The following is an 18,501-nucleotide window of genomic DNA, read 5'->3' on the forward strand; positions in this document are numbered from 1 at the left end:
TCTTGGGCCGGCTGACCAAACCCTTGGGAAAGCGATTACGGAAATATGTTACCGTTGTGCTATGCAAGATCACGGTTGCGGTGAAGAGGCGGCACACCCGGGCGGCGAGCCCGGCCGACGAGGCCGCGTTTATTCCACCATCACCACGTCCACGGCGACGCCGAGCTTCTGCTTGGGCGAGCCGACGATGATGCCGTCGACCGGCGAGACGTCGGAAAAGTCGCGCCCGACCGCAAGCACGATATGGTCGTTGGCAATCAGCAGATCGTTGGTCGGGTCGAAATCGACCCAGCCAAGCTCTGCCCCGCACCACAGCGACACCCAGGCATGGGTGGCATCGGCGCCTTGCAGGCGGGCCTGGCCCGGCGCCGGGATGGTGCGTAAGTAGCCGCTGACATAGGCCGCCGGCAGACCGAGCCCGCGCAGCCCTGCGATCATCACATGGGCAAAGTCCTGGCAGACGCCGTGTCGCTTGTCGAAGACCTCGTTCAGCGGCGTCGAGATCACCGTCGCCTTGGGGTCGTAGCGAAACTCGGTGCGAATGCGATGCATGAGATCGACCGCGCCCTCGAGGATGCCCGCGCCCGGCGCAAAGCTCATCCCCGCATAGGCGCTGACCGGACGCAGCACCGGCACCAGCGGGCTCGCGAAGACATAACCGACCGGCGAAGACGGCCCGAGGCTGGTCGCCTCGAAGGCGATGTCGCGGATGGTCTCCCAGCTTGGGCTGTCGGCATCGCGCGCCGGCGGCTTGCGTGACACGGAGACACGCGAACGCGAGTCGATGCGCAAATTGCGATGCGCGGCCTCGATCACGATGCTTTCGGTCAGCGTGCCGAAGAAATCGCGCCGGACGTTGCGCTCGGACGGCCGCGGACGGATCTCGACCTTGTGCGAGATCAGCTCCTGGCCGTTGCCGCTCCTCGGCTCCAGCCGCAGCGTGCAGCGGGCGAAGTTGACCGGATTCTCGTACTCGTAGGTGGTGACGTGACGGATGTCGTAGATCACGCCAGCCCCGTCAGCTTTTCCGGCCGGGCGGCATTGGGGCCGTGCGGGAAGTAGTGCTGACCGATCGCCTCGGCGAGGCTGAGCAGGTCCTGCTCGAGTGCGAACAGCGTCTTGACCTCGAGCTTCTCGGCTTCCGCGGTCGCAAGCATCGCCTGCATCGCCACCGCAAGGCGCTGCGGCTTCTCGATCAGGCCGTGCTCCTTCAGGCTGGGCAGCGCGGCGATGTGCTCGTTCAGCGTCGTCACCTGGAACGCCACCGAACGCGGATTGTAGCCGTCGAGCACGGCAAGGTCGCGCACCGGCGCCAGGATCGGCGCCAGCAGATAGCGCGAGCGGTAGGTGATCTGGCAATCCACCAGCGTCAGCAGGATGTCGAGATCCTCATCGCCAGCCTCGTCATAGGCGAACTGACGGGTGAAGCGCGTGGTGTTGATGGCGCGCTCGGTGCGGCGGCCGATGTCGAGAAAGCGCCAGCCGGCGGCGCGGTTCATGTTCTCCTGCGCCAGCCCTGCGAGGCTGGCGAGTTCCTGCAAGGTCAGCTCGGCCGCGCTCAGCACGCCGTCGTCGCCCTCGACCTGGTAGGCCAGGCGCTCGGCCATCTCGGTGATGACCTGCCAGGCATCGGGCGACAGCCGCTCGCGCAAGGAGGTCGCCGTGCGCTGCGCCGCGCGCACCAGCGACAGCGCCGAGCCGAAACGTTCCGCGCTCTGCAACGCTTCGGCGGTGATCCGCCAGGGCGCGGCGCGCGAAGTCTGCGAGATCGCGCCCCAGGCCACCAGCAGGCGCTGGATGCGTTCGCCCGATTGCAGCGAAGCCGCGGTGCCCTTGTTGGGCCCGCTCGGCGAGCCCAAAGCGCGCACCAGCCGCAGCGTCGCCTCGGCGCGTTCGAGATAGCGGCCGAGCCAGAACAGATTGTCGGCGGCGCGGCTCGGCAGCACGCCGGCGATACGGCGGATGCGGACCTTGTCGGTCGCCGGCAGCAGCGTCGCGGTGGAAACTTGCTTGTCGGAAACGACCCAGACGTCGGCGGCACGCGCGCCGTCGCCCATCGACACCGCGCGCGCATCCGCCTGCTCGGCGATGCGGCAGAAGCCGCCGGGCATGATGGCCCAGCCGTCGGGCGTCGCCGCCGCGAACACGCGCAGCACGAAGGGGCGCGGCGTGATCTGGCCCTGCTCCCACACCGGCATGGTCGACAGCCGCACCACCTCCTGGCCGACATAGTCCATGCCGCGCGCGGCGATGGCGTCGATCAGGCGCTGGCGGTCGCTCGTATCCAGCTCGCTCGCGAGCACCGGTCCCGCGCTGTCGAAACCGGGCACGCCGCGCCGATAGGCGCCTTCGATCGCGACCTCGTCGAGCCGCGACAGCACCTCCTCGCGCGCGCTGCGCTGGCCGCACCACCAGGTCGCGATATGCGGCATCTTCAGCTCTTCGCCGAGCAGGCGCCGGCTGAGCGCCGGCAGGAAGCCGAGCAGCGCCCGCGCCTCCAGCACGCCCGAGCCCGGCATGTTGGCGACGACGACGCCGTCCTTGCGCAGCACGTCGATCAGGCCGGGCACACCGAGATGCGAGGAGGCATCGAGCTCGAGCGGATCGAGCGAATTGGAATCGACCCGGCGCAAGAGCACGTCGAGCCGCTTGAGGCCCGCAACGGTGCGGATGTGGATGCGGTTGTCGCTGACCGCGAGATCGTCGCCCTCGACCAGCAGGAAGCCGAGATAGCGCGCCAGCGTCGCGTGCTCGAAATAGGTCTCGCTGAAGCTGCCGGGCGTCAGCACGCCGATCCTGGGCTCGTCGCGGTCGGCGCGCGCGCGAAGACTGTCGCGGAAGGCCTCGAAGAACGGCGCGACGCGCGGCACGTTCATCGACTTGTAGAGGTCGGAGAAGGCGCGCGAGAGCACCAGACGGTTCTCCAGCGCGTAGCCCGCGCCCGACGGCGCCTGGGTGCGGTCGCCGAGCACCCACCAGCGGCCATCGGGTCCGCGGCCGACATCGGCGGCATAGATCGACAGATAGCGCCCGCCCGGCGGCGGCACGCCGCAGACGGGACGGAGATATTCGGGACTGCCGGCGATCGCGGCCGCCGGCAGCGCGCCTTCCGCGACCAGCCGGCCCTCGCCATAGATGTCGGCCAGCACCAGCTCGAGCAGCTCGGCGCGCTGGGTGATGCCGGCGCAAAGCTGCTGCCAGTCGGCCTCGTCGATCAGGAGTGGCAGATGGCTGATCGACCACGGCCGGTCGGCGCTGTCGCCGGGCGCACGGTAGGTGACGCCGGCCTCGCGCAGATGGCGGTCGGCCATGCCGAAGCGACGCTCGATCTCGTCGGGCGCGAGCGCGCCGAAGGCATCGAAGAAGCGGCTCCAGACCGCGCGCGGGGCGCCGTCGGGCCCCAGGAACTCGTCGGGAATGCCGGGCAGGCGGCGATAGTCGCGGACCCATTGGGCAAGGCGGCGCTGGCCTTCACGCTGGCCTTGCGCCCTACCCGCCTTGTCCTGCTCGGCTGCGCCCTCGCTCATGCGCCTCTCCCTGCCCCACCATCATACTCATTGCAGGAGCGGGGTCCGCAAGTCGAGGGTCAGCGGAAACTCATTTGTGCGTTCCTCGGGCGGTGGCTGGACCGGCCCCGGCGTATGGCCGTGGTCCTGGAAGCGCGCCAGCCGCCGCGCCTCGGCCTCGTAGGTGTTGACCGGCTTGGTGTCGTAGCTGCGGCCGCCGGGATGGGCGACGTGGTAGACGCAGCCGCCGAGCGAGCGGCCGTTCCAGGTATCAATGAGATCAAAGGTCAGGGGCGCATGGACCGGGATGGTCGGGTGCAGGCCGGAGGCCGGCTGCCAGGCCTTGAAGCGGACCCCGGCGACAGCCTCGGCGGAGCGGCCGGTCGAGGTCATCGGCAGGCGGCGGCCGTTGCAGGTGACGATGTGGCGGCCCTCGACAAAACCCTCCGCCTTGACCTGAAGCCGCTCGACCGATGAATCGACATAGCGCACGGTGCCGCCGGCCGAGCCCTCCTCGCCGAGCACGTGCCAGGGCTCCAGCGCCTGACGCAGCTCCAGCGTCACGCCGCCATGATGGACGCGGCCGAAGGCGGGAAAGCGGAATTCGAGCTGGGCCAGATACCATTCCGGCTCGAACGGATAGCCGAACTGCTTCAGCTCAGTGAGAACGTCGAGAAAATCCTCCCAGATGAAGTGCGGCAGCATGAAGCGGTCGTGCAGCGCCGTGCCCCAGCGCACGAACTTGCCGGCCTGCGGCTCGCGCCACATCTTCGCGATCAACGCGCGGATCAAGAGCTGCTGCGCCAGCGACATGCGCGGATCGGGCGGCATTTCGAGCGCGCGGAATTCGACGAGGCCGAGCCGGCCGGTCGAGCCCTCCGGCGAATAGAGCTTGTCGATGCAGATCTCGGCGCGGTGGGTATTGCCGGTGATGTCGACCAGCAGATGCCGGAACAGCCGGTCGACCAGCCACAGCGGCGTCTGATAGCCCGGCGGCGGCACGTGCGAGAGCGCGATCTCGAGCTCGTAGATGCTGTCGTGGCGGGCCTCGTCGATGCGCGGCGCCTGGCTGGTCGGGCCGATGAACAGGCCGGAGAAGAAATAGGACAGCGACGGATGCCGCTGCCAGTACAAGACCAGACTCTTGAGCAGATCGGGCCGGCGCAGGAATGGCGAGTCCTGCGGCGAGGAGCCGCCGACCACGACGTGGTTGCCCCCGCCGGTGCCGGTGTGGCGGCCGTCGACCAGGAAGCGGTTGGCGCCGAGGCGAATCTTGGCGGCATCCTCATAGAGCCCGACGGTGATGTCGACCGCCTCACGCCAATTCTTTGCCGGCTGGACGTTGACCTCGATCACGCCGGGATCGGGCGTCACCTTGATGACCTCGACGCGCGGATCGAATGGCGGCGGATAGCCCTCGACATGGACCTGGAGCTGCATCTCCTCCGCTGTGGCTTCGAGCGCCGTGATCATTTCGAGATAATCCTCGATCCGCTCGACCGGCGGCATGAAGGCGCAGAGCACGCCGTCGCGGACTTCGATCGACAGCGCAGTACGCACCGGAACAGACGTGTTGAGATGCTCGGGCTCGACCCGCGGCGGCGATTCCGGGCGCGCCGGAAGGCTGAACACCGGCAGCTTGCCCCGCGCCTCCATCGGATCCCGCTCGATAATGTAGGGATATTGATCGGGCGGGACGTAGCCGAGCGAGCCGAGCGGCAAGCGCAGGCCCAGCGGGGAATCGCCGGGCATCAGGAACAGATGATTGCGCCGGAGAGCCCAACGCTCGCTGCGCCAGCGTGGCGGCGCGTTCCAGCGCTGCACCGGCAGCACGAAGCCGCGCGGCGTGTTGAGGCCGTCGTCGAACACGCGCGCCATCCGCGCGCGCGCTTCCGGATCGGACAATTTCGGGTCGGACGGATCGACGTTGACGGGCAGCTCGGCTTCCTTCTGGAGCCAGTAGGCAGTGTCCTCGTAAGCCGGGATGATGTAGCCGGGATCGAGCCCGAGCCGCGCCACCGTGCCCTCCATGAAGGCCTCAGCATCCTTCGTCTCGGCGCGCCGCGGATTCTCGATCTTGGCGATGAGGTCGGCGTTCTTCCAGATCGGCACGCCATCCTTGCGCCAATACAAGCCAAAGGCCCAGCGCGGCAAGGTTTCGCCGGGATACCATTTGCCCTGGCCGTAATGCAGAAGGCCGCCGGACGCGAAGCGCGTGCGCAGGCGGCGGATCAGATCGTCGCCCAGTGCGCGCTTGGTCGGGCCGACGGCCTCCGTATTCCACTCCGCAGCTTCCAGATCGTCGACCGAGACGAAGGTGGGCTCGCCCCCCATGGTGAGCCGCACGTCCTGCGCGGCGAGATCGCCGTCGACCTGCTCGCCGAGATCGTTGAGCCGCGCCCAGGATTCGTCGGAGAAAGGCTTGGTGATGCGCGGCGCTTCGCGGATGCGGCGGACGCTCATATCGAAGGCGAACTCGACCTCGGCAAAGCCGGCGCTGCCGGAAATCGGCGCAGCCGAGCGATAATGCGGCGTGGCGGCGACCGGGATGTGACCCTCGCCCGCGAGCATGCCGGAGGTCGCGTCAAAACCGATCCAGCCGGCGCCGGGCAGATAGACCTCAGCCCAGGCATGCAGGTCGGTGAAATCGTTCTCCACTTCCGGCGGACCCTCGATCGGGTCGATGTCGGGACGGATCTGGATGAGATAGCCGGAGACGAAACGCGCGGCGAGGCCGAGATGACGGAAGGTCTGGATCAGGAGCCAGGCGGAGTCGCGGCACGAGCCTGCGCCCGAGGCGAGCGTCTCCTCCGGCGTCTGCACGCCGGGCTCCATGCGGATGATGTAGCGGATCTTGTTCGAAAGCTCGCGGTTGAGATCGACCAGGTAGTTGACCGTGTTCGGAGCGTCCTGGGGGATCGAATCGAGATATTTCGCAAACAGGCGATCGGGCTTGATGGTCTCCAGATAAGGCGCCAGTTCGGTCTTCAGGTCGTTCGGATAGTCGAACGGAAAACTGTCGGCATAGGGCTCGACGAAGAAGTCGAACGGGTTGACCACGGTCATCTGCGCCGTGAAGTCGACCTCGATCTTCAATTCGGTCGTCTTCTCCGGGAAGACGTAGCGGGCGAGCCAGTTGCCTTGCGGATCCTGCTGCCAGTTCACGAAATGGTTGGATGGCGTGACCTTGAGCGAATAGCTCATGATCGGCGTGCGCGTATGCGGCGCCGGCCGCAGGCGGATGGTCTGCGGGCCGACATCGATCGGGCGATCGTATTTGTAGTGCGTGACGTGGTGTAATGCGACGTAGATCGACACGGGGTGCGATGCTCCAGCAGCTTTTTTGAGCAGAACACCTGATGTCAGCGCGATCAAGCACTAACAACGGGCAGACCGTGCCTAGGTAAGATGCGGGCCGAGTGCTTTCTTCCTTCTCCCCTTGTGGGAGAAGGTGGCGCGAAGCGCCGGATGAGGGGTATGTCTCCGCAAATCCGATGCAGGAGCGTCTCGACTTCGCCGTGGACGCGTTCGGAGGCGCTGTTGACGCGCTGCCTCGCGCGCGAAGCGCGGCTACATCGTCGCGCCGAGCACCCAGGGCGCGAACTCGGCACCTCCGAAATCAAAACTCTCGCTCTTGGTCGGCTGTCCCGAGGCTGTCTTGAGGATGAGATCGAAGATGCGCTGGCCGCATTGCTCGACGCTCTCCTCGCCTTCGAGGATGGTGCCGCAATTCACGTCCATGTCCTCTTCCATGCGCTTGTACATGGGCGTGTTGGTGGCGAGCTTGATCGAGGGAGCCGGCTTGCAGCCGAACACGCTGCCGCGGCCCGTGGTGAAGCAGACGAGATTGGCACCGCCGGCGACCTGCCCGGTTGCCGCAACAGGGTCGTAGCCGGGCGTGTCCATAAAGACAAAACCCTTCTTGGTGATGGGCTCGGCGTAACGCAGCACCTCGACGAGATTGGTGGTGCCGGCCTTCGCCATCGCGCCGAGCGACTTTTCCAGAATGGTGGTGAGGCCGCCGGCCTTGTTGCCGGGGCTCGGATTGGCGTTCATCTCGGCGCCTTCGCGCTCCGTGTATTCGTCCCACCAGCGCATCAGGTCGACCAGCTTCTCGCCGACCTCGCGGCTGACGGCGCGGCGCGTCAGCAGATGCTCGGCGCCATAGGTCTCCGGCGTCTCCGACAGGATCACGGTGCCGCCGTGACGCACGATGAGATCGCTGGCTGCGCCCAGCGCGGGATTGGCCGACACGCCAGAATAACCGTCGGAGCCGCCGCATTGCAGGGCGACGGTCAGTTCGCTTGCCGGCACCGTTACACGCTTGACCTTGTTGGCATCGGCCAGCGCCTCGCGCACGAAGGCAATGCCTGCCTCCACCGTCTTGCGGGTGCCGCCGACCTCCTGGATGTCCATCGCGCGCAGGCGTCCCGCGAGCTTCTGCTCCTCCATCAGACCACCGATCTGGTTCACCTCGCAGCCGAGGCCGAGCACGATGACGTGGGAGAAATTGACGTGGCGCGCATAGCCGCCGAGCGTGCGGCGGAGCAGCGCCAAGGGCTCGTTCTGCGTCATGCCGCAGCCGGTCTTGTGGGTCAGCGCGACCACGCCGTCGACATTGGGGAAGTCAGCGAGCGGATTGTCGCCGGTGAAGGGATTCTTCTTGAAGACGTCGGCGACGAGGCTTGCGACATGCGCACTGCAATTCACCGAGGTGAGGATGCCGATATAGTTGCGCGTGGCGACGCGGCCGTCCGGACGGCGGATGCCTTCGAAGGTCGCCGGCAGGTCGAAATTCGGCGTCGGCTTGACGTCGGCGCAATAGGCATAGTCTTTTGAAAAGTCGCCCATGCCGATGTTCTGCACGTGCACGTGCTGGCCCGGCGCGATCGGAATGGTCGCAAAGCCGATGATCTGGCCGTAGCGGATGACAGGCTCGCCCACCGCGATCGGCTTGATCGCGACCTTGTGCCCGGAGGGGATGCGCTCGACCGTGGTCACGCCGTCGGCAACGACGGTGCCGGGCGGCAGGCTGACGCGCGCGATCAGCACGCCATCATCGGGATGCAGGCGGATGACGGGGCTGATGGTCATGGCAGGTCTCCTTGGGCGAATAGTGAGTAGCGAGTGGCGAATGGAAAAAGGGGAGCAGCACCTATTCGCTACCCCCCATTCGCCATTCGGGAGTTCTTAGGCCTTCCCGCCCGAGTCCTTGCGGGTCGCGTTGACCTGCATCTTGGCGTAGGTCGTCATCAGGCCGACCTCGTTCGACAGCGTCACCAGCTTGAAGCCCATGTTGATGGCGCGCGCCGCGCCTTCGGCGCCGCTGCAATGGATGCCCGGGTTGAGGCCGCGCTTGCCGCATTCCTTGATGATCTTCTCATAGATCGCGAGGATCTCGGGCTCGCTGCGGTCGAGCTTGGGCTCAAGGCCGTAGGAGAAGCCGAGGTCGGACGGTCCGATATAGACGCCGTCGATGCCTTCGACGTCGAGGATCGCCTCCATGTTCTCGACCGCGGTCTTGGTCTCCATCATCGGCAGCAGGATGGTGTCGGCATTCGCGGTCTTCTGATACGAGCCCGCGGTGCCGTACATGCCGGCGCGGATCGGGCCGTTGGAGCGCACGCCCTGCGGCGGATATTTGGAATAGGAGACCAGGTTCCTGGCTTCCTGCGGCGTGTTCACCATCGGGCAGATCACGCCATAGGCGCCGCCGTCGAGCACCTTGCCAATGATGCCGGGCTCGTTCCAGGGCACGCGGACCATCGGGGTCACGGGGTGCTTGTCCATGGCCTGGAAGCACTGCACCATCGAGAGATAGTCCTGCACGCCATGCTGCATGTCGACGGTGACGCTGTCGAAGCCGCATTGCGCGATCATCTCGGCCGAGAAGCCGGAGGGTATAGCGAGCCACGCGTTGACCACGGCCTTGCCCGACTTCCAGATTTCCTTGACCTTGTTCGCCACGTTGCCTTCCTTCTTTGTTGTTTGGACCTTCGTCACCATGACGAGCGCCGCGACAGCACGACCCGCTGTTAGCGCGAACCGGAGCGCCGCGCTACGCTCGCAATGACGCAACGCCTATGCGCTCGCGCTGGATACTGACTTCGCTGACACCGACCTCGCAGGCGGCGCCCACTATTGCCGCCCGGGGTGTCATCCGGCAAGGGACGCCCTTTCGGGTCCGCGCTGTCACGATTTTCCGCCCCGGATCGCCCGGAATCGGCACCTCCCGATCCCCGCATCGGCCTGGCCGCGTGCATGGGCAGTTTAACCTCCCCGGCATCGACACGGCCAGCGTCAACCACCTTCGAATCGACGTCAAACCATCGCCCGACGCCCCCGGTTCCGGCCATCACGCGCTCACTCCTCCGCACTTGCCTCCTCGCTTGCGCCAAGCTCTGCAAGACTTTGTTCGAGCGCGCCGAGCATCTCCTGCAATTCGGCGAGCTTGCGTGCGCCGAAGCGTCGCGTGATCTCGGCATAGATCGCCTCCGATGTCGGCGCCACCGAGGCCATCAGCTTCACGCCCTCTTTCGAGATCGAGACCATGCTGCGGCGCTGGTCCGCCTTTGCCGTCTTGCGCTCGACCAGATTGCGCGCCTCGAGATCGCGCAGGATGCGCGACAGGCTCGGGCCGAGCAGGAACGCCGTGCGCGCGAGTTCCGTCACCTCGACCGCCTCGATCGCCGCCAGTGCACGCAGGATGCGCCATTGCTGCTCGGTCAAGCCGTGCTCGCGCAGCGAGGGACGAAACTGCCGCATCACCGCTTCGCGGGCCCGCAACAGCGACATCGGCAGCGAGCGGGAGAAATCGCGCATCGGCACCTGCCGGGCGGCAGGCGCGCTTCCGTTGGCTGGATCAGCCGGTCTCTTCACCATGATGCCCTTTCAAACCGCAAAACGTTTGCAGTGCAGCAAGCCGAAATTGTGTTTGACGCATTCACTTAACATGTTAAGTATCTCCCGGCACCCCAATTTGTAAGATCACAAATGGCGCTTTCCAACGACGATATCCAAGCTTGCGCGAGGCGTCTGCATCAGGCGGAGAAGACCCGCACGCAGATCCGGCAGCTGTCGCAGGATTTCCCTGGCATCACCATCACCGATGCCTACGCGATTCAGAAGGCCTGGGTCGACGTCAAGATCGCCGAGGGGCGCATCGTCAAGGGCCACAAGATCGGTCTGACCTCGAAGGCGATGCAGAGCGCGCTCAATATCGACGAGCCTGATTCCGGCGTGCTGCTCGACGACATGTTCTTCGCCGATGGCGGGATCATTCCGACCGAGCGCTTCATCGCCACGCGGGTCGAAGCCGAGCTCGCCTTCGTCATGAGCAAGCGGCTCGCAGGGCCGGACTGCACGCTGTTCGACGTGCTCAACGCCACCGACTTCGTGGTGCCGGCATTGGAGATTCTGGATACGCGGATCGAGCGCGTCGATCCCAAGACCAAGGCGACGCGAAAGATCTTCGATACCATCGCCGACAATGCGGCGAATGCCGGCATCGTGCTCGGCGGGCGGCCAATCCGCCCGCTCGACGCAGACCTACGCTGGATCGGCGCGCTGTGCTTTCGGAACGGCCAGCTCGAAGAGACCGGCCTTGCCGCCGGCGTGCTCAATCATCCGGCGACCGCCGTCGCCTGGCTCGCCAACAAGATCGCGCCGCTCGGCCTTGCGCTGGAGCCTGGACAGGTCGTGCTTGCGGGCTCCTTCATCCGTCCGATCGAGACCCGCAAGGGCGACACAATTCAAGCCGATTATGGCGCCTACGGCTCGGTCAGCTGCTACTTCGCTTAGGCGCATAAGAATACAGGGAGTGAAACCGCGATGCCGCATTTCACGGTTGAATATTCGGCCAATCTCGATGGCCGCCTCGATATCGCGGCGGTGTGCGAGATCGTGCGCAAGGCTGCGGTCGAGACCGGCATCTTCCCGCTCGGCGGCATCCGCGTCCGCGCCATCAGGTGCGAGCACTATGCGATCGCTGATAACAGGCAAGACTATGGCTTTCTCGACATGGTCCTGCGCATCGGCGAAGGCCGCGACCTTCCCACGCGCAAGAAAGCCGGCGAGCACGTCTTCCAGGCTCTCTCCCGCCATCTCGATCCCGTCTTCGCCACCAGCAAGTTCGCTCTGTCGTTCGACATGCAGATCAACGACAAGGACACCAGCTGGAAGCGCAACAACATCCACGACGCCCTGAAAGCGGAAGCCGCCCATGGATAAGCCCAGCCCGAAAGCCGATATATTCCAGGCCAACCGCGACCGCGTCGCGCCGCTGCTGAAGAAGCTGCGTGCCGACGGCATCGGTCACATGATCGACGGCAAGACCGTCGCCTCGATCTCCGGCGAGACGTTCGAGACGAAGTCGCCGGTCGACGGCACAACGCTCGCAAGCGTCGCGCGCGGCACTGCCGAAGACATCGACCGCGCCGCAACGGCCGCTTCGCTCGCCTTCAAGTCCTGGCGCGACATGGGCCCGGCGATGCGGAAGAAGCTGCTGCATCGTGTCGCCGACGCGATCGAGGACAACGCCGACGACATCGCGGTGCTCGAATGCATCGACACCGGCCAGGCCTACCGCTTCATGGCCAAGGCCGCGATCCGCGCCGCCGAGAATTTCCGCTTCTTCGCCGACAAATGCGCGGAGGCGCGCGACGGCCTCAACACGCCGAGTGACGAGCACTGGAACATCTCGACGCGCGTGCCGATCGGCCCGGTCGGCGTGATCACGCCGTGGAACACGCCGTTCATGCTCTCGACCTGGAAGATCGCCCCGGCGCTTGCCGCCGGCTGTACCGTCGTGCACAAGCCGGCGGAATGGTCGCCGGTCACCGCGGACATGCTCAGCAAGCTCGTCAAGCAGGCCGGCGTTCCCGACGGCGTGCTCAACACCGTCCACGGCTTTGGCGAAGAGGCCGGCAAGGCGCTGACCGAGCATCCCGCGATCAAGGCGATCGGCTTCGTCGGCGAGAGCGCGACGGGCTCGGCGATCATGGTGCAGGGCGCGCCGACGCTGAAGCGCGTGCATTTCGAGCTCGGCGGCAAGAACCCCGTGATCGTGTTCGACGACGCCGATCTCGACCGCGCGCTCGATGCCGTCGTGTTCATGATCTACTCGCTCAACGGCGAACGCTGCACGTCATCGAGCCGCCTCTTGGTTCAGGCCGGCATTGCGGACAAGTTCACGGAGAAGCTCGCCGCGCGCGTGAAGGCGCTGAAGGTCGGCCATCCCCTCGATCCCGCCACCGAGATCGGGCCGCTGATCCACGAGCGGCATCTGGCAAAAGTCTGCTCCTATTTCGACGTCGCGCGCCAGGACGGCGCTGTGATCGCTGTCGGCGGCAAGGCCCATGACGGCCCGGGCGGCGGACATTATGTCGAGCCCACCTTGGTCACCGGCGCGCACGGCAAGATGCGCGTGGCGCAGGAGGAGGTGTTCGGCCCGTTCCTCACCGTACTGCCCTTCAAGGACGAAGCTGAAGCCATCGAGATCGCCAATGATATCCGCTACGGCCTGACCGGTTATGTCTGGACCAACGATGTCGGCCGCGCACTACGTGTCGCCGACGCGCTGGAGGCCGGCATGATCTGGCTGAACTCGGAGAATGTCCGCCATTTGCCGACGCCGTTCGGCGGCATGAAAGCCTCCGGCATCGGCCGCGACGGCGGCGATTACTCGTTCGATTTCTACATGGAAACCAAGCACGTCTCGCTGGCGCGGGGCACGCACAAGATTCAGAAACTGGGAATTTAACGCTTCGTCGTTCCGGGGCGCGAAGCGAATCCGGAACCTCGAGATTCTCAGGTGCGCAATTGCGCACCATAGTTCGGCTCTTCGAGCCGCCCGGAATGACGACCGAGCCGAGGGGAAACGCAAATGCCCGTACCGCAACACATCTTCGAGCCGCCGTTCAACATCATCCGCTCCAGCCACGTGGTGCTTGACGTCACCGACCTGAAGCTGAGCCGCGAGTTCTACGAGACCATTGTCGGCCTGCATGTCGAGGACGCCGACGACAAGGTCGTGTACTTGCGCGCCGCCGAAGAGCATCAGCATCACTCCCTGGTGCTGCGGAAAGCAGCAGCGCCGGCGTGCGCGCGGCTCGGTTTCAAGCTCGGCAACGACGGGGATCTCGACAAGGCCGCCGCGTTCCTGTCCGAGAACGGCCTCGCCTACGCTTTCGTCGACCAGCCGTTCCAGGGCCGGACCCTGCAGTTCACAGATCCCTTCGGCTTCCAGATCGAGCTCTATGCGTCGATGGACCGCCGGCCGCATCTGCTCCGCCGCTACGATCTCTACCGGGGCTGCCATCCACAGCGGCTCGATCATTTCAACGTCTTCGCCGCCGAGGTGCAGGACACCGTCGAGTTCTACGCCCGGCTCGGCTTCCGTCTCACCGAATACGCCGAGGAGGATGGACCGAACGGCCGCATCGCCGCAGCCTGGATGCATCGCAAGGGCAATGTCCACGACTTCGCGATCACCAACGGCAAGGGCCCTCGCCTGCACCATTTCGCCTACTGGACGCCGACGGCGATGAACATCATCCATCTCTGCGACGTCATGGCGTCCCAAGGCTTCGTCAAGAACATCGAGCGCGGCCCCGGACGCCACGGCATCTCGAATGCATTCTTCCTCTATGTGCGCGATCCCGACGGACACCGGCTCGAGCTCTATACCAGCGACTATTTCACGGGGGATCACGACCACGAGCCGCTGCGCTGGTCGCTGCGCGATCCGCGCCGCCAGACGCTGTGGGGCGCACCCGCGCCGCGCTCCTGGTTCGAGCAGGGCTCGCTGTTTAGCGGGCAAGTCGTGCGCGAGCCGAAATTTGTCGCGGACGTGCTGGTGGCCGACTGATGAAACTTCCTCGCCTCGCCACCTATTCCGTCAAGGGCGATGTCAGCTACGGTGCTGTCCTGCAGGGCGGCATCGTCGATCTCTCCGCACGTTACGCAAAACACTATCCGACGCTGCGCGAGGTGATCGCGGCCGGAAAGCTCGCGAGCTTTGCCGAGGAAGCCGCCGGCCGCACGCCGGATCACGCGCTCGCCGACATCACCTGGCTGCCGCCGGTGCCCGCGCCGGAAAAGATTATCTGCATCGGCGTCAACTATCCCGACCGCAATGCTGAGTACAAGGATGGCCAGGACGCACCGAAATATCCGAGCATGTTCATGCGCTCGCCCCGCTCCTTCGTCGGCCACGACACGCCACTGGTGCGCCCGCGGGCGTCCGCGCAGCTCGATTATGAAGGCGAGATCGTGCTGGTGATCGGCAAGCACGGCCGGCATATTCCGGAAAGCGCTGCGCTCGATCATATCGCCGCGCTGACGCTGTGCAACGAAGGCTCGGTGCGCGACTGGCTGCGCCACGCCAAGTTCAACGTCACGCAGGGCAAGAACTTTGATTCCAGCGGCAGCCTCGGCCCATGGCTCGTGCCCTACGTGCAGGAATCGCAGATCGCCGACATCAGGCTGACCACGCATGTCAACGGCGAGCTCAGGCAGGACGATCGCACCAGCCGACTGATGTTCTCCTTCCGCTATCTCATCAACTATATCTCCACCTTCGCAACGCTCGTCCCCGGCGATATCATCGTCACGGGCACGCCGACCGGCGCCGGTGCCCGGTTCGATCCCCCGCGGTACCTGGAGCCCGGCGATGTCATCGAGGTCGCGGCCGAAAGCATCGGCAGCTTGCGAAATGGCGTCGTCGACGAAGCCTGAACAAGATTGGAATGATGCAATGACCACCCTCACCGGCGGCGAAGCGATCGTAAGCGGCCTGGTCGCCCACGGCGTCGACACCGTGTTCGGCCTGCCTGGTGCGCAGGTTTACGGCCTGTTCGACGCCTTCCATCAGGCCCAGCTCAAGGTGATCGGCGCGCGGCACGAACAGGCCTGCGGCTACATGGCGTTCGGCTATGCGCGATCCAGCGGCAAGCCCGGCGTGTTCAGCGTGGTGCCCGGCCCCGGCGTGCTCAATGCCAGTGCGGCGCTGCTCACCGCGTTGGGCTGCAACGAGCCGGTGCTGTGCGTCACCGGCCAGGTGCCGACGCAGTTTCTGGGCAAGGGCCGCGGCCATCTGCACGAGATGCCGGACCAGCTCGCGACCTTGCGCACCTATGTGAAATGGGCCGACCGGATCGAATACCCCGGCAATGCGCCGACGGTCGTCGCGCGCGCCTTCCAGGAGATGATGTCGGGACGGCGTGGCCCCGCCTCGGTCGAGATGCCCTGGGACGTCTTCACCCAGCGCGCGGACACCGCCGCTGCCCGGGTGTTGGAGCCGCTGTCCCCGCCGCAGCCCGATCCGGATCTCGTGAAGCAGGCCGCCGCGCTGATCGAGGCGAGCAAGGCGCCAATGATTTTCGTCGGCAGCGGCGCGATCGAGGCGGGCGAGGAGATCCTCGAGCTCGCTGAGATGATCGATGCGCCCGTGGTCGCCTTCCGCAGCGGCCGCGGCATCGTCTCCAACGCGCACGAGCTTGGGCTGACGATGGCAGCCGCCTACAAGCTGTGGCCGACGACCGATTTGATGATCGCAATCGGGACCCGCGCGGAGCTGCCGACATCGGGCTTCCGCTGGCCCTATCAACCGAAGGGGCTGAAATCCGTTCGGATCGACATCGACCCGACCGAGATGCGCCGGGTCCTCGCCGATGCTGCCATCGTCGCTGACGCCAAGGCCGGAACGGCCGATCTCGTCGCGGCCGTGAAGAAAGCCGGCTTTGCGCGGACCCGCGGCCGGCGGGAGGACATCCGCGAAGCGACCGCGACCGCGCAAGCCGAGATCCAGCGCATCCAGCCGCAGATGGCGTATCTCAACATCCTGCGCGAGGTGCTGCCGGCGAACGCGATCGTCACCGACGAATTGTCGCAAGTCGGCTTCGCCTCCTGGTACGGCCTTCCGATCTATCAGCCGCGCACCTTCATCACCTCGGGCTATCAGGGCACGCTCGGCTCGGGCTTCCCGACCGCGCTAGGTGCCAAGGTGGCGAACCCGGATAAGCCGGTGGTGGCAATCACCGGCGACGGCGGCTTCATGTTCGGCGTGCAGGAGCTGTCCACCGCCGTGCAGTTCAACATCGGCGTGGTGACGCTGGTGTTCAACAACAACGCCTATGGCAATGTCCGCCGCGACCAGCGCGAACGTTTCGACGGCCGCGTGGTGGCGTCCGACCTAGTCAATCCGGATTTCGTCAAGCTCGCGGAGTCCTTTGGCGTCGCGGCTGCGCGTGTCACGGCGTCCGATCAGTTCAAGGCCGTGCTGGAAAAGGCGCTGGCGCACGGCGGGCCATATCTAATTTCGGTGGAGGTGACACGCGATTCGGAAGTCAGTCCGTGGGCGTTCATTCACCCGCCGAAGCCGTGATGTCGTTCCGGGGCGGCTCGCAGAGCCGAACCCGGAACCTCGAGATTCCGGGTTCGCGCTAGTGCGCGCCCCGGAATGACGGGCCTCTATCCCGTCCTGCGAAACGTCAGATTGATCCGCTTCCGGCCCAGCAGCGCGTGCTCACCTTCCGCGAGCGGCGCGACGCCGTGATAGGCGAGCCTGCTGGCCCCACCCCAGACCACGACGTCGCCATGCACCAGGCGGAAGCGGCGCGGCTTGTCGGCGCGCGCCAGGCCACCGAACAGGAAGGTCGCGGGCAATCCGAGCGAGACCGAGACGATCGGCGCCGCATAATCCAGCTCGTCCTTGTCCTGATGCAGCGACAGCCGCGTGCCGGGCTCGTAGCGGTTGACGAGGCAGGCATCGGGCGCGAAGTTTTGAAAGCCGCCCTGCTCTGCTGCATGCAAAGCTAGATCACGCAACACCGGCGGCATCGCCGGCCATGGCGCGCCGGTGCGCGGGTCGATCGGATCGTAGCGATAGCCGGTGTGATCGGTGATCCAGCCACGCTCGCCGCAATTGGTCATCGCCACCGACATCAAATGGCCGCCGGGCGTGGTCATCCGGCGGAACGGCGATTGCGCCACGATGGCGCGCACGGCGGCGATCAGCTCGGTTTCGATCGGCTTGACGAAGCCGCGCAACAACACGGCACCGTCCGCGATCTCTTCGCGCGACGGCTGCGCTTCCGCAACGCTATCGAACAAATCAGCCGTCAACGCTCCGCTCATTTGGCATCGTGAAAAATTACACCCAGTGTGTGGCGCTGGCCGGACCTGATGCGGCTGACGCCATGGCGCAGATTAACGCGGTAAGTGCCGCGTGTCCCCTGCACCGGGCGGTGATGCACAGCGAAGGCGACGGCGTCACCCTGCGCCAGCGGCACCACCTCGGCCCGCGACTGCATGCGCGGCCGTTGCTCGGTCAGCACGAATTCGCCGCCGATGAAATCGCGGCCCGGCTCGGAGAGCAGGATCGCGACTTGCAGCGGGAACACGTGCTCGCCATAGAGGTCCTGATGCAGGCAGTTGTAATCGCCCGCCTCATATTGCAGCAGCAGCGGCGTCGCCCGCGCCTGCCCCGCCTCGTGGCAACGCTTCAGGAACGCGGCATGCGCGGTGGGATAGCGAATGTCGATCCCGATCGCCTCGTTCCAGCGATTGGCGACGCCTTGCAGATGCGCGTAGAGCGCCGGGCGCAGCTGCGCGATCAGATCCGGCAGCGGATAGGAGAAATATTTGTATTCGCCGCGGCCAAAGCCGTGGCGGCCCATGACGATGCGGCTGCGGAAGTGCGCGTCGTCCGGATAAAGTGTGGCGACGGCGCGGCACTGGTCCGGCGTGAGCAGGCCCTTGAGGACAGCGCAGCCCTGGGTGTCGAGTTCGCTGGTGATTTGCGGCCAGTCGAGGGCGTCGACGTGGGTCGTGAGATCGGGAGCGGATCGTTGGTCTGATTTTCGTGCGGTCATTGTCATAGCAATCACCTTTGCAGTCCGACGTTCACCCCGCCACCCGATTTCCGATGACTGTCTCCCGTCATTGCGAGCGAAACGAAGCAATCCAGGATCCCGCCACGGAACCAGTCTGGATT

At 65.8% G+C, this 18,501-nt stretch carries 14 protein-coding genes; 6 read left to right on the forward strand and 8 right to left on the reverse strand.

Features of this window, described 5'->3' with window-relative positions:
• Positions 1–129 precede the first annotated feature (129 nt).
• The 6 genes from GA0061098_RS03380 to hpaR all read right to left on the reverse strand — a co-directional run bounded on the left by GA0061098_RS03380 (position 130) and on the right by hpaR (position 10,388).
• Positions 130–1,008 carry a transglutaminase family protein gene (locus tag GA0061098_RS03380; RefSeq protein ID WP_091953409.1) on the reverse strand — a complete coding sequence of 293 codons (879 nt, stop codon included), beginning with the start codon at positions 1,006–1,008 and terminating at the stop codon, positions 130–132.
• The gene (locus tag GA0061098_RS03385) at positions 1,005–3,527 is read right to left on the reverse strand and encodes a circularly permuted type 2 ATP-grasp protein (RefSeq protein ID WP_091953411.1); all 2,523 of its coding nucleotides are present in this window, start codon (positions 3,525–3,527) and stop codon (positions 1,005–1,007) included. Before GA0061098_RS03385 ends, GA0061098_RS03380 begins: the two co-directional genes overlap by 4 nt.
• 27 nt (positions 3,528–3,554) lie before the next feature.
• Entirely contained in the window at positions 3,555–6,824 is a 3,270-nt protein-coding gene (locus GA0061098_RS03390; RefSeq protein ID WP_091953413.1) for a transglutaminase family protein, read from the reverse strand.
• 252 nt (positions 6,825–7,076) lie between these two features.
• Complete coding sequence (locus tag GA0061098_RS03395) at positions 7,077–8,600, reverse strand: UxaA family hydrolase (RefSeq protein ID WP_091953416.1); 1,524 nt, start codon at positions 8,598–8,600, stop codon at positions 7,077–7,079.
• A gap of 96 nt (positions 8,601–8,696) precedes the next feature.
• Positions 8,697–9,473: an HpcH/HpaI aldolase family protein gene (locus GA0061098_RS03400; RefSeq protein WP_008549964.1), complete on the reverse strand. Its 777-nt coding sequence runs from the start codon at positions 9,471–9,473 to the stop codon at positions 8,697–8,699.
• A 396-nt stretch (positions 9,474–9,869) separates the two neighbouring features.
• Complete coding sequence (hpaR, locus tag GA0061098_RS03410; RefSeq protein WP_091953421.1) at positions 9,870–10,388, reverse strand: homoprotocatechuate degradation operon regulator HpaR; 519 nt, start codon at positions 10,386–10,388, stop codon at positions 9,870–9,872.
• Positions 10,389–10,499: 111 nt separating this feature from the next.
• Here hpaR and hpaH point away from each other — a divergent pair, with 111 nt between their 5' ends.
• The 6 genes from hpaH to GA0061098_RS03440 all read left to right on the forward strand — a co-directional run bounded on the left by hpaH (position 10,500) and on the right by GA0061098_RS03440 (position 16,890).
• Positions 10,500–11,306 carry a 2-oxo-hept-4-ene-1,7-dioate hydratase gene (gene hpaH / locus GA0061098_RS03415; protein ID WP_091953424.1) on the forward strand — a complete coding sequence of 269 codons (807 nt, stop codon included), beginning with the start codon at positions 10,500–10,502 and terminating at the stop codon, positions 11,304–11,306.
• Between the two features lie 30 nt (positions 11,307–11,336).
• Complete coding sequence (locus tag GA0061098_RS03420; protein ID WP_091953427.1) at positions 11,337–11,735, forward strand: 5-carboxymethyl-2-hydroxymuconate Delta-isomerase; 399 nt, start codon at positions 11,337–11,339, stop codon at positions 11,733–11,735.
• Positions 11,728–13,266, forward strand: a complete 1,539-nt coding sequence (gene hpaE / locus GA0061098_RS03425; protein ID WP_091953429.1) for a 5-carboxymethyl-2-hydroxymuconate semialdehyde dehydrogenase — start codon at positions 11,728–11,730, stop codon at positions 13,264–13,266. Before GA0061098_RS03420 ends, hpaE begins: the two co-directional genes overlap by 8 nt.
• Positions 13,267–13,389: 123 nt before the next feature.
• Positions 13,390–14,373, forward strand: coding sequence for a 3,4-dihydroxyphenylacetate 2,3-dioxygenase (hpaD, locus tag GA0061098_RS03430; RefSeq protein WP_091953432.1), 984 nt, complete (start codon positions 13,390–13,392; stop codon positions 14,371–14,373).
• Positions 14,373–15,242, forward strand: coding sequence for a fumarylacetoacetate hydrolase family protein (locus GA0061098_RS03435; RefSeq protein WP_091953435.1), 870 nt, complete (start codon positions 14,373–14,375; stop codon positions 15,240–15,242). Before hpaD ends, GA0061098_RS03435 begins: the two co-directional genes overlap by 1 nt.
• Positions 15,243–15,261: 19 nt before the next feature.
• Positions 15,262–16,890 carry a thiamine pyrophosphate-dependent enzyme gene (locus GA0061098_RS03440; protein ID WP_091953437.1) on the forward strand — a complete coding sequence of 543 codons (1,629 nt, stop codon included), beginning with the start codon at positions 15,262–15,264 and terminating at the stop codon, positions 16,888–16,890.
• Positions 16,891–16,976: 86 nt separating this feature from the next.
• Here the strand turns inward: GA0061098_RS03440 and alkB are convergent, their stop codons facing one another.
• Both alkB and GA0061098_RS03450 read right to left on the reverse strand, forming a co-directional pair.
• A complete protein-coding gene (alkB, locus tag GA0061098_RS03445) occupies positions 16,977–17,630 on the reverse strand; it encodes a DNA oxidative demethylase AlkB (protein WP_091953938.1) in 654 nt (217 codons plus the stop codon).
• Between the two features lie 8 nt (positions 17,631–17,638).
• On the reverse strand, positions 17,639–18,385 hold the full coding sequence (locus GA0061098_RS03450; protein ID WP_091953441.1) for a 2OG-Fe(II) oxygenase: 747 nt from the start codon (positions 18,383–18,385) through the stop codon (positions 17,639–17,641).
• Positions 18,386–18,501 lie beyond the last annotated feature (116 nt).

Source organism: Bradyrhizobium shewense (genome assembly GCF_900094605.1).
GTDB classification, from domain to species: Bacteria; Pseudomonadota; Alphaproteobacteria; order Rhizobiales; family Xanthobacteraceae; genus Bradyrhizobium; species Bradyrhizobium shewense.

Bases quoted from the DNA above. Each gene is read 5' to 3' on its own strand.
- GA0061098_RS03385 (WP_091953411.1), bottom strand. From the start codon at position 3,527: ATGAGCGAGGGCGCAGCCGAGCAGGACAAGGCGGGTAGGGCGCAAGGC.
- GA0061098_RS03395 (WP_091953416.1), bottom strand. From the start codon at position 8,600: ATGACCATCAGCCCCGTCATCCGCCTGCATCCCGATGATGGCGTGCTG.
- hpaR (WP_091953421.1), bottom strand. From the start codon at position 10,388: ATGGTGAAGAGACCGGCTGATCCAGCCAACGGAAGCGCGCCTGCCGCC.
- hpaH (WP_091953424.1), top strand. From the start codon at position 10,500: ATGGCGCTTTCCAACGACGATATCCAAGCTTGCGCGAGGCGTCTGCAT.
- GA0061098_RS03420 (WP_091953427.1), top strand. From the start codon at position 11,337: ATGCCGCATTTCACGGTTGAATATTCGGCCAATCTCGATGGCCGCCTC.
- hpaE (WP_091953429.1), top strand. From the start codon at position 11,728: ATGGATAAGCCCAGCCCGAAAGCCGATATATTCCAGGCCAACCGCGAC.
- hpaD (WP_091953432.1), top strand. From the start codon at position 13,390: ATGCCCGTACCGCAACACATCTTCGAGCCGCCGTTCAACATCATCCGC.
- GA0061098_RS03435 (WP_091953435.1), top strand. From the start codon at position 14,373: ATGAAACTTCCTCGCCTCGCCACCTATTCCGTCAAGGGCGATGTCAGC.
- GA0061098_RS03440 (WP_091953437.1), top strand. From the start codon at position 15,262: ATGACCACCCTCACCGGCGGCGAAGCGATCGTAAGCGGCCTGGTCGCC.
- GA0061098_RS03450 (WP_091953441.1), bottom strand. From the start codon at position 18,385: ATGACAATGACCGCACGAAAATCAGACCAACGATCCGCTCCCGATCTC.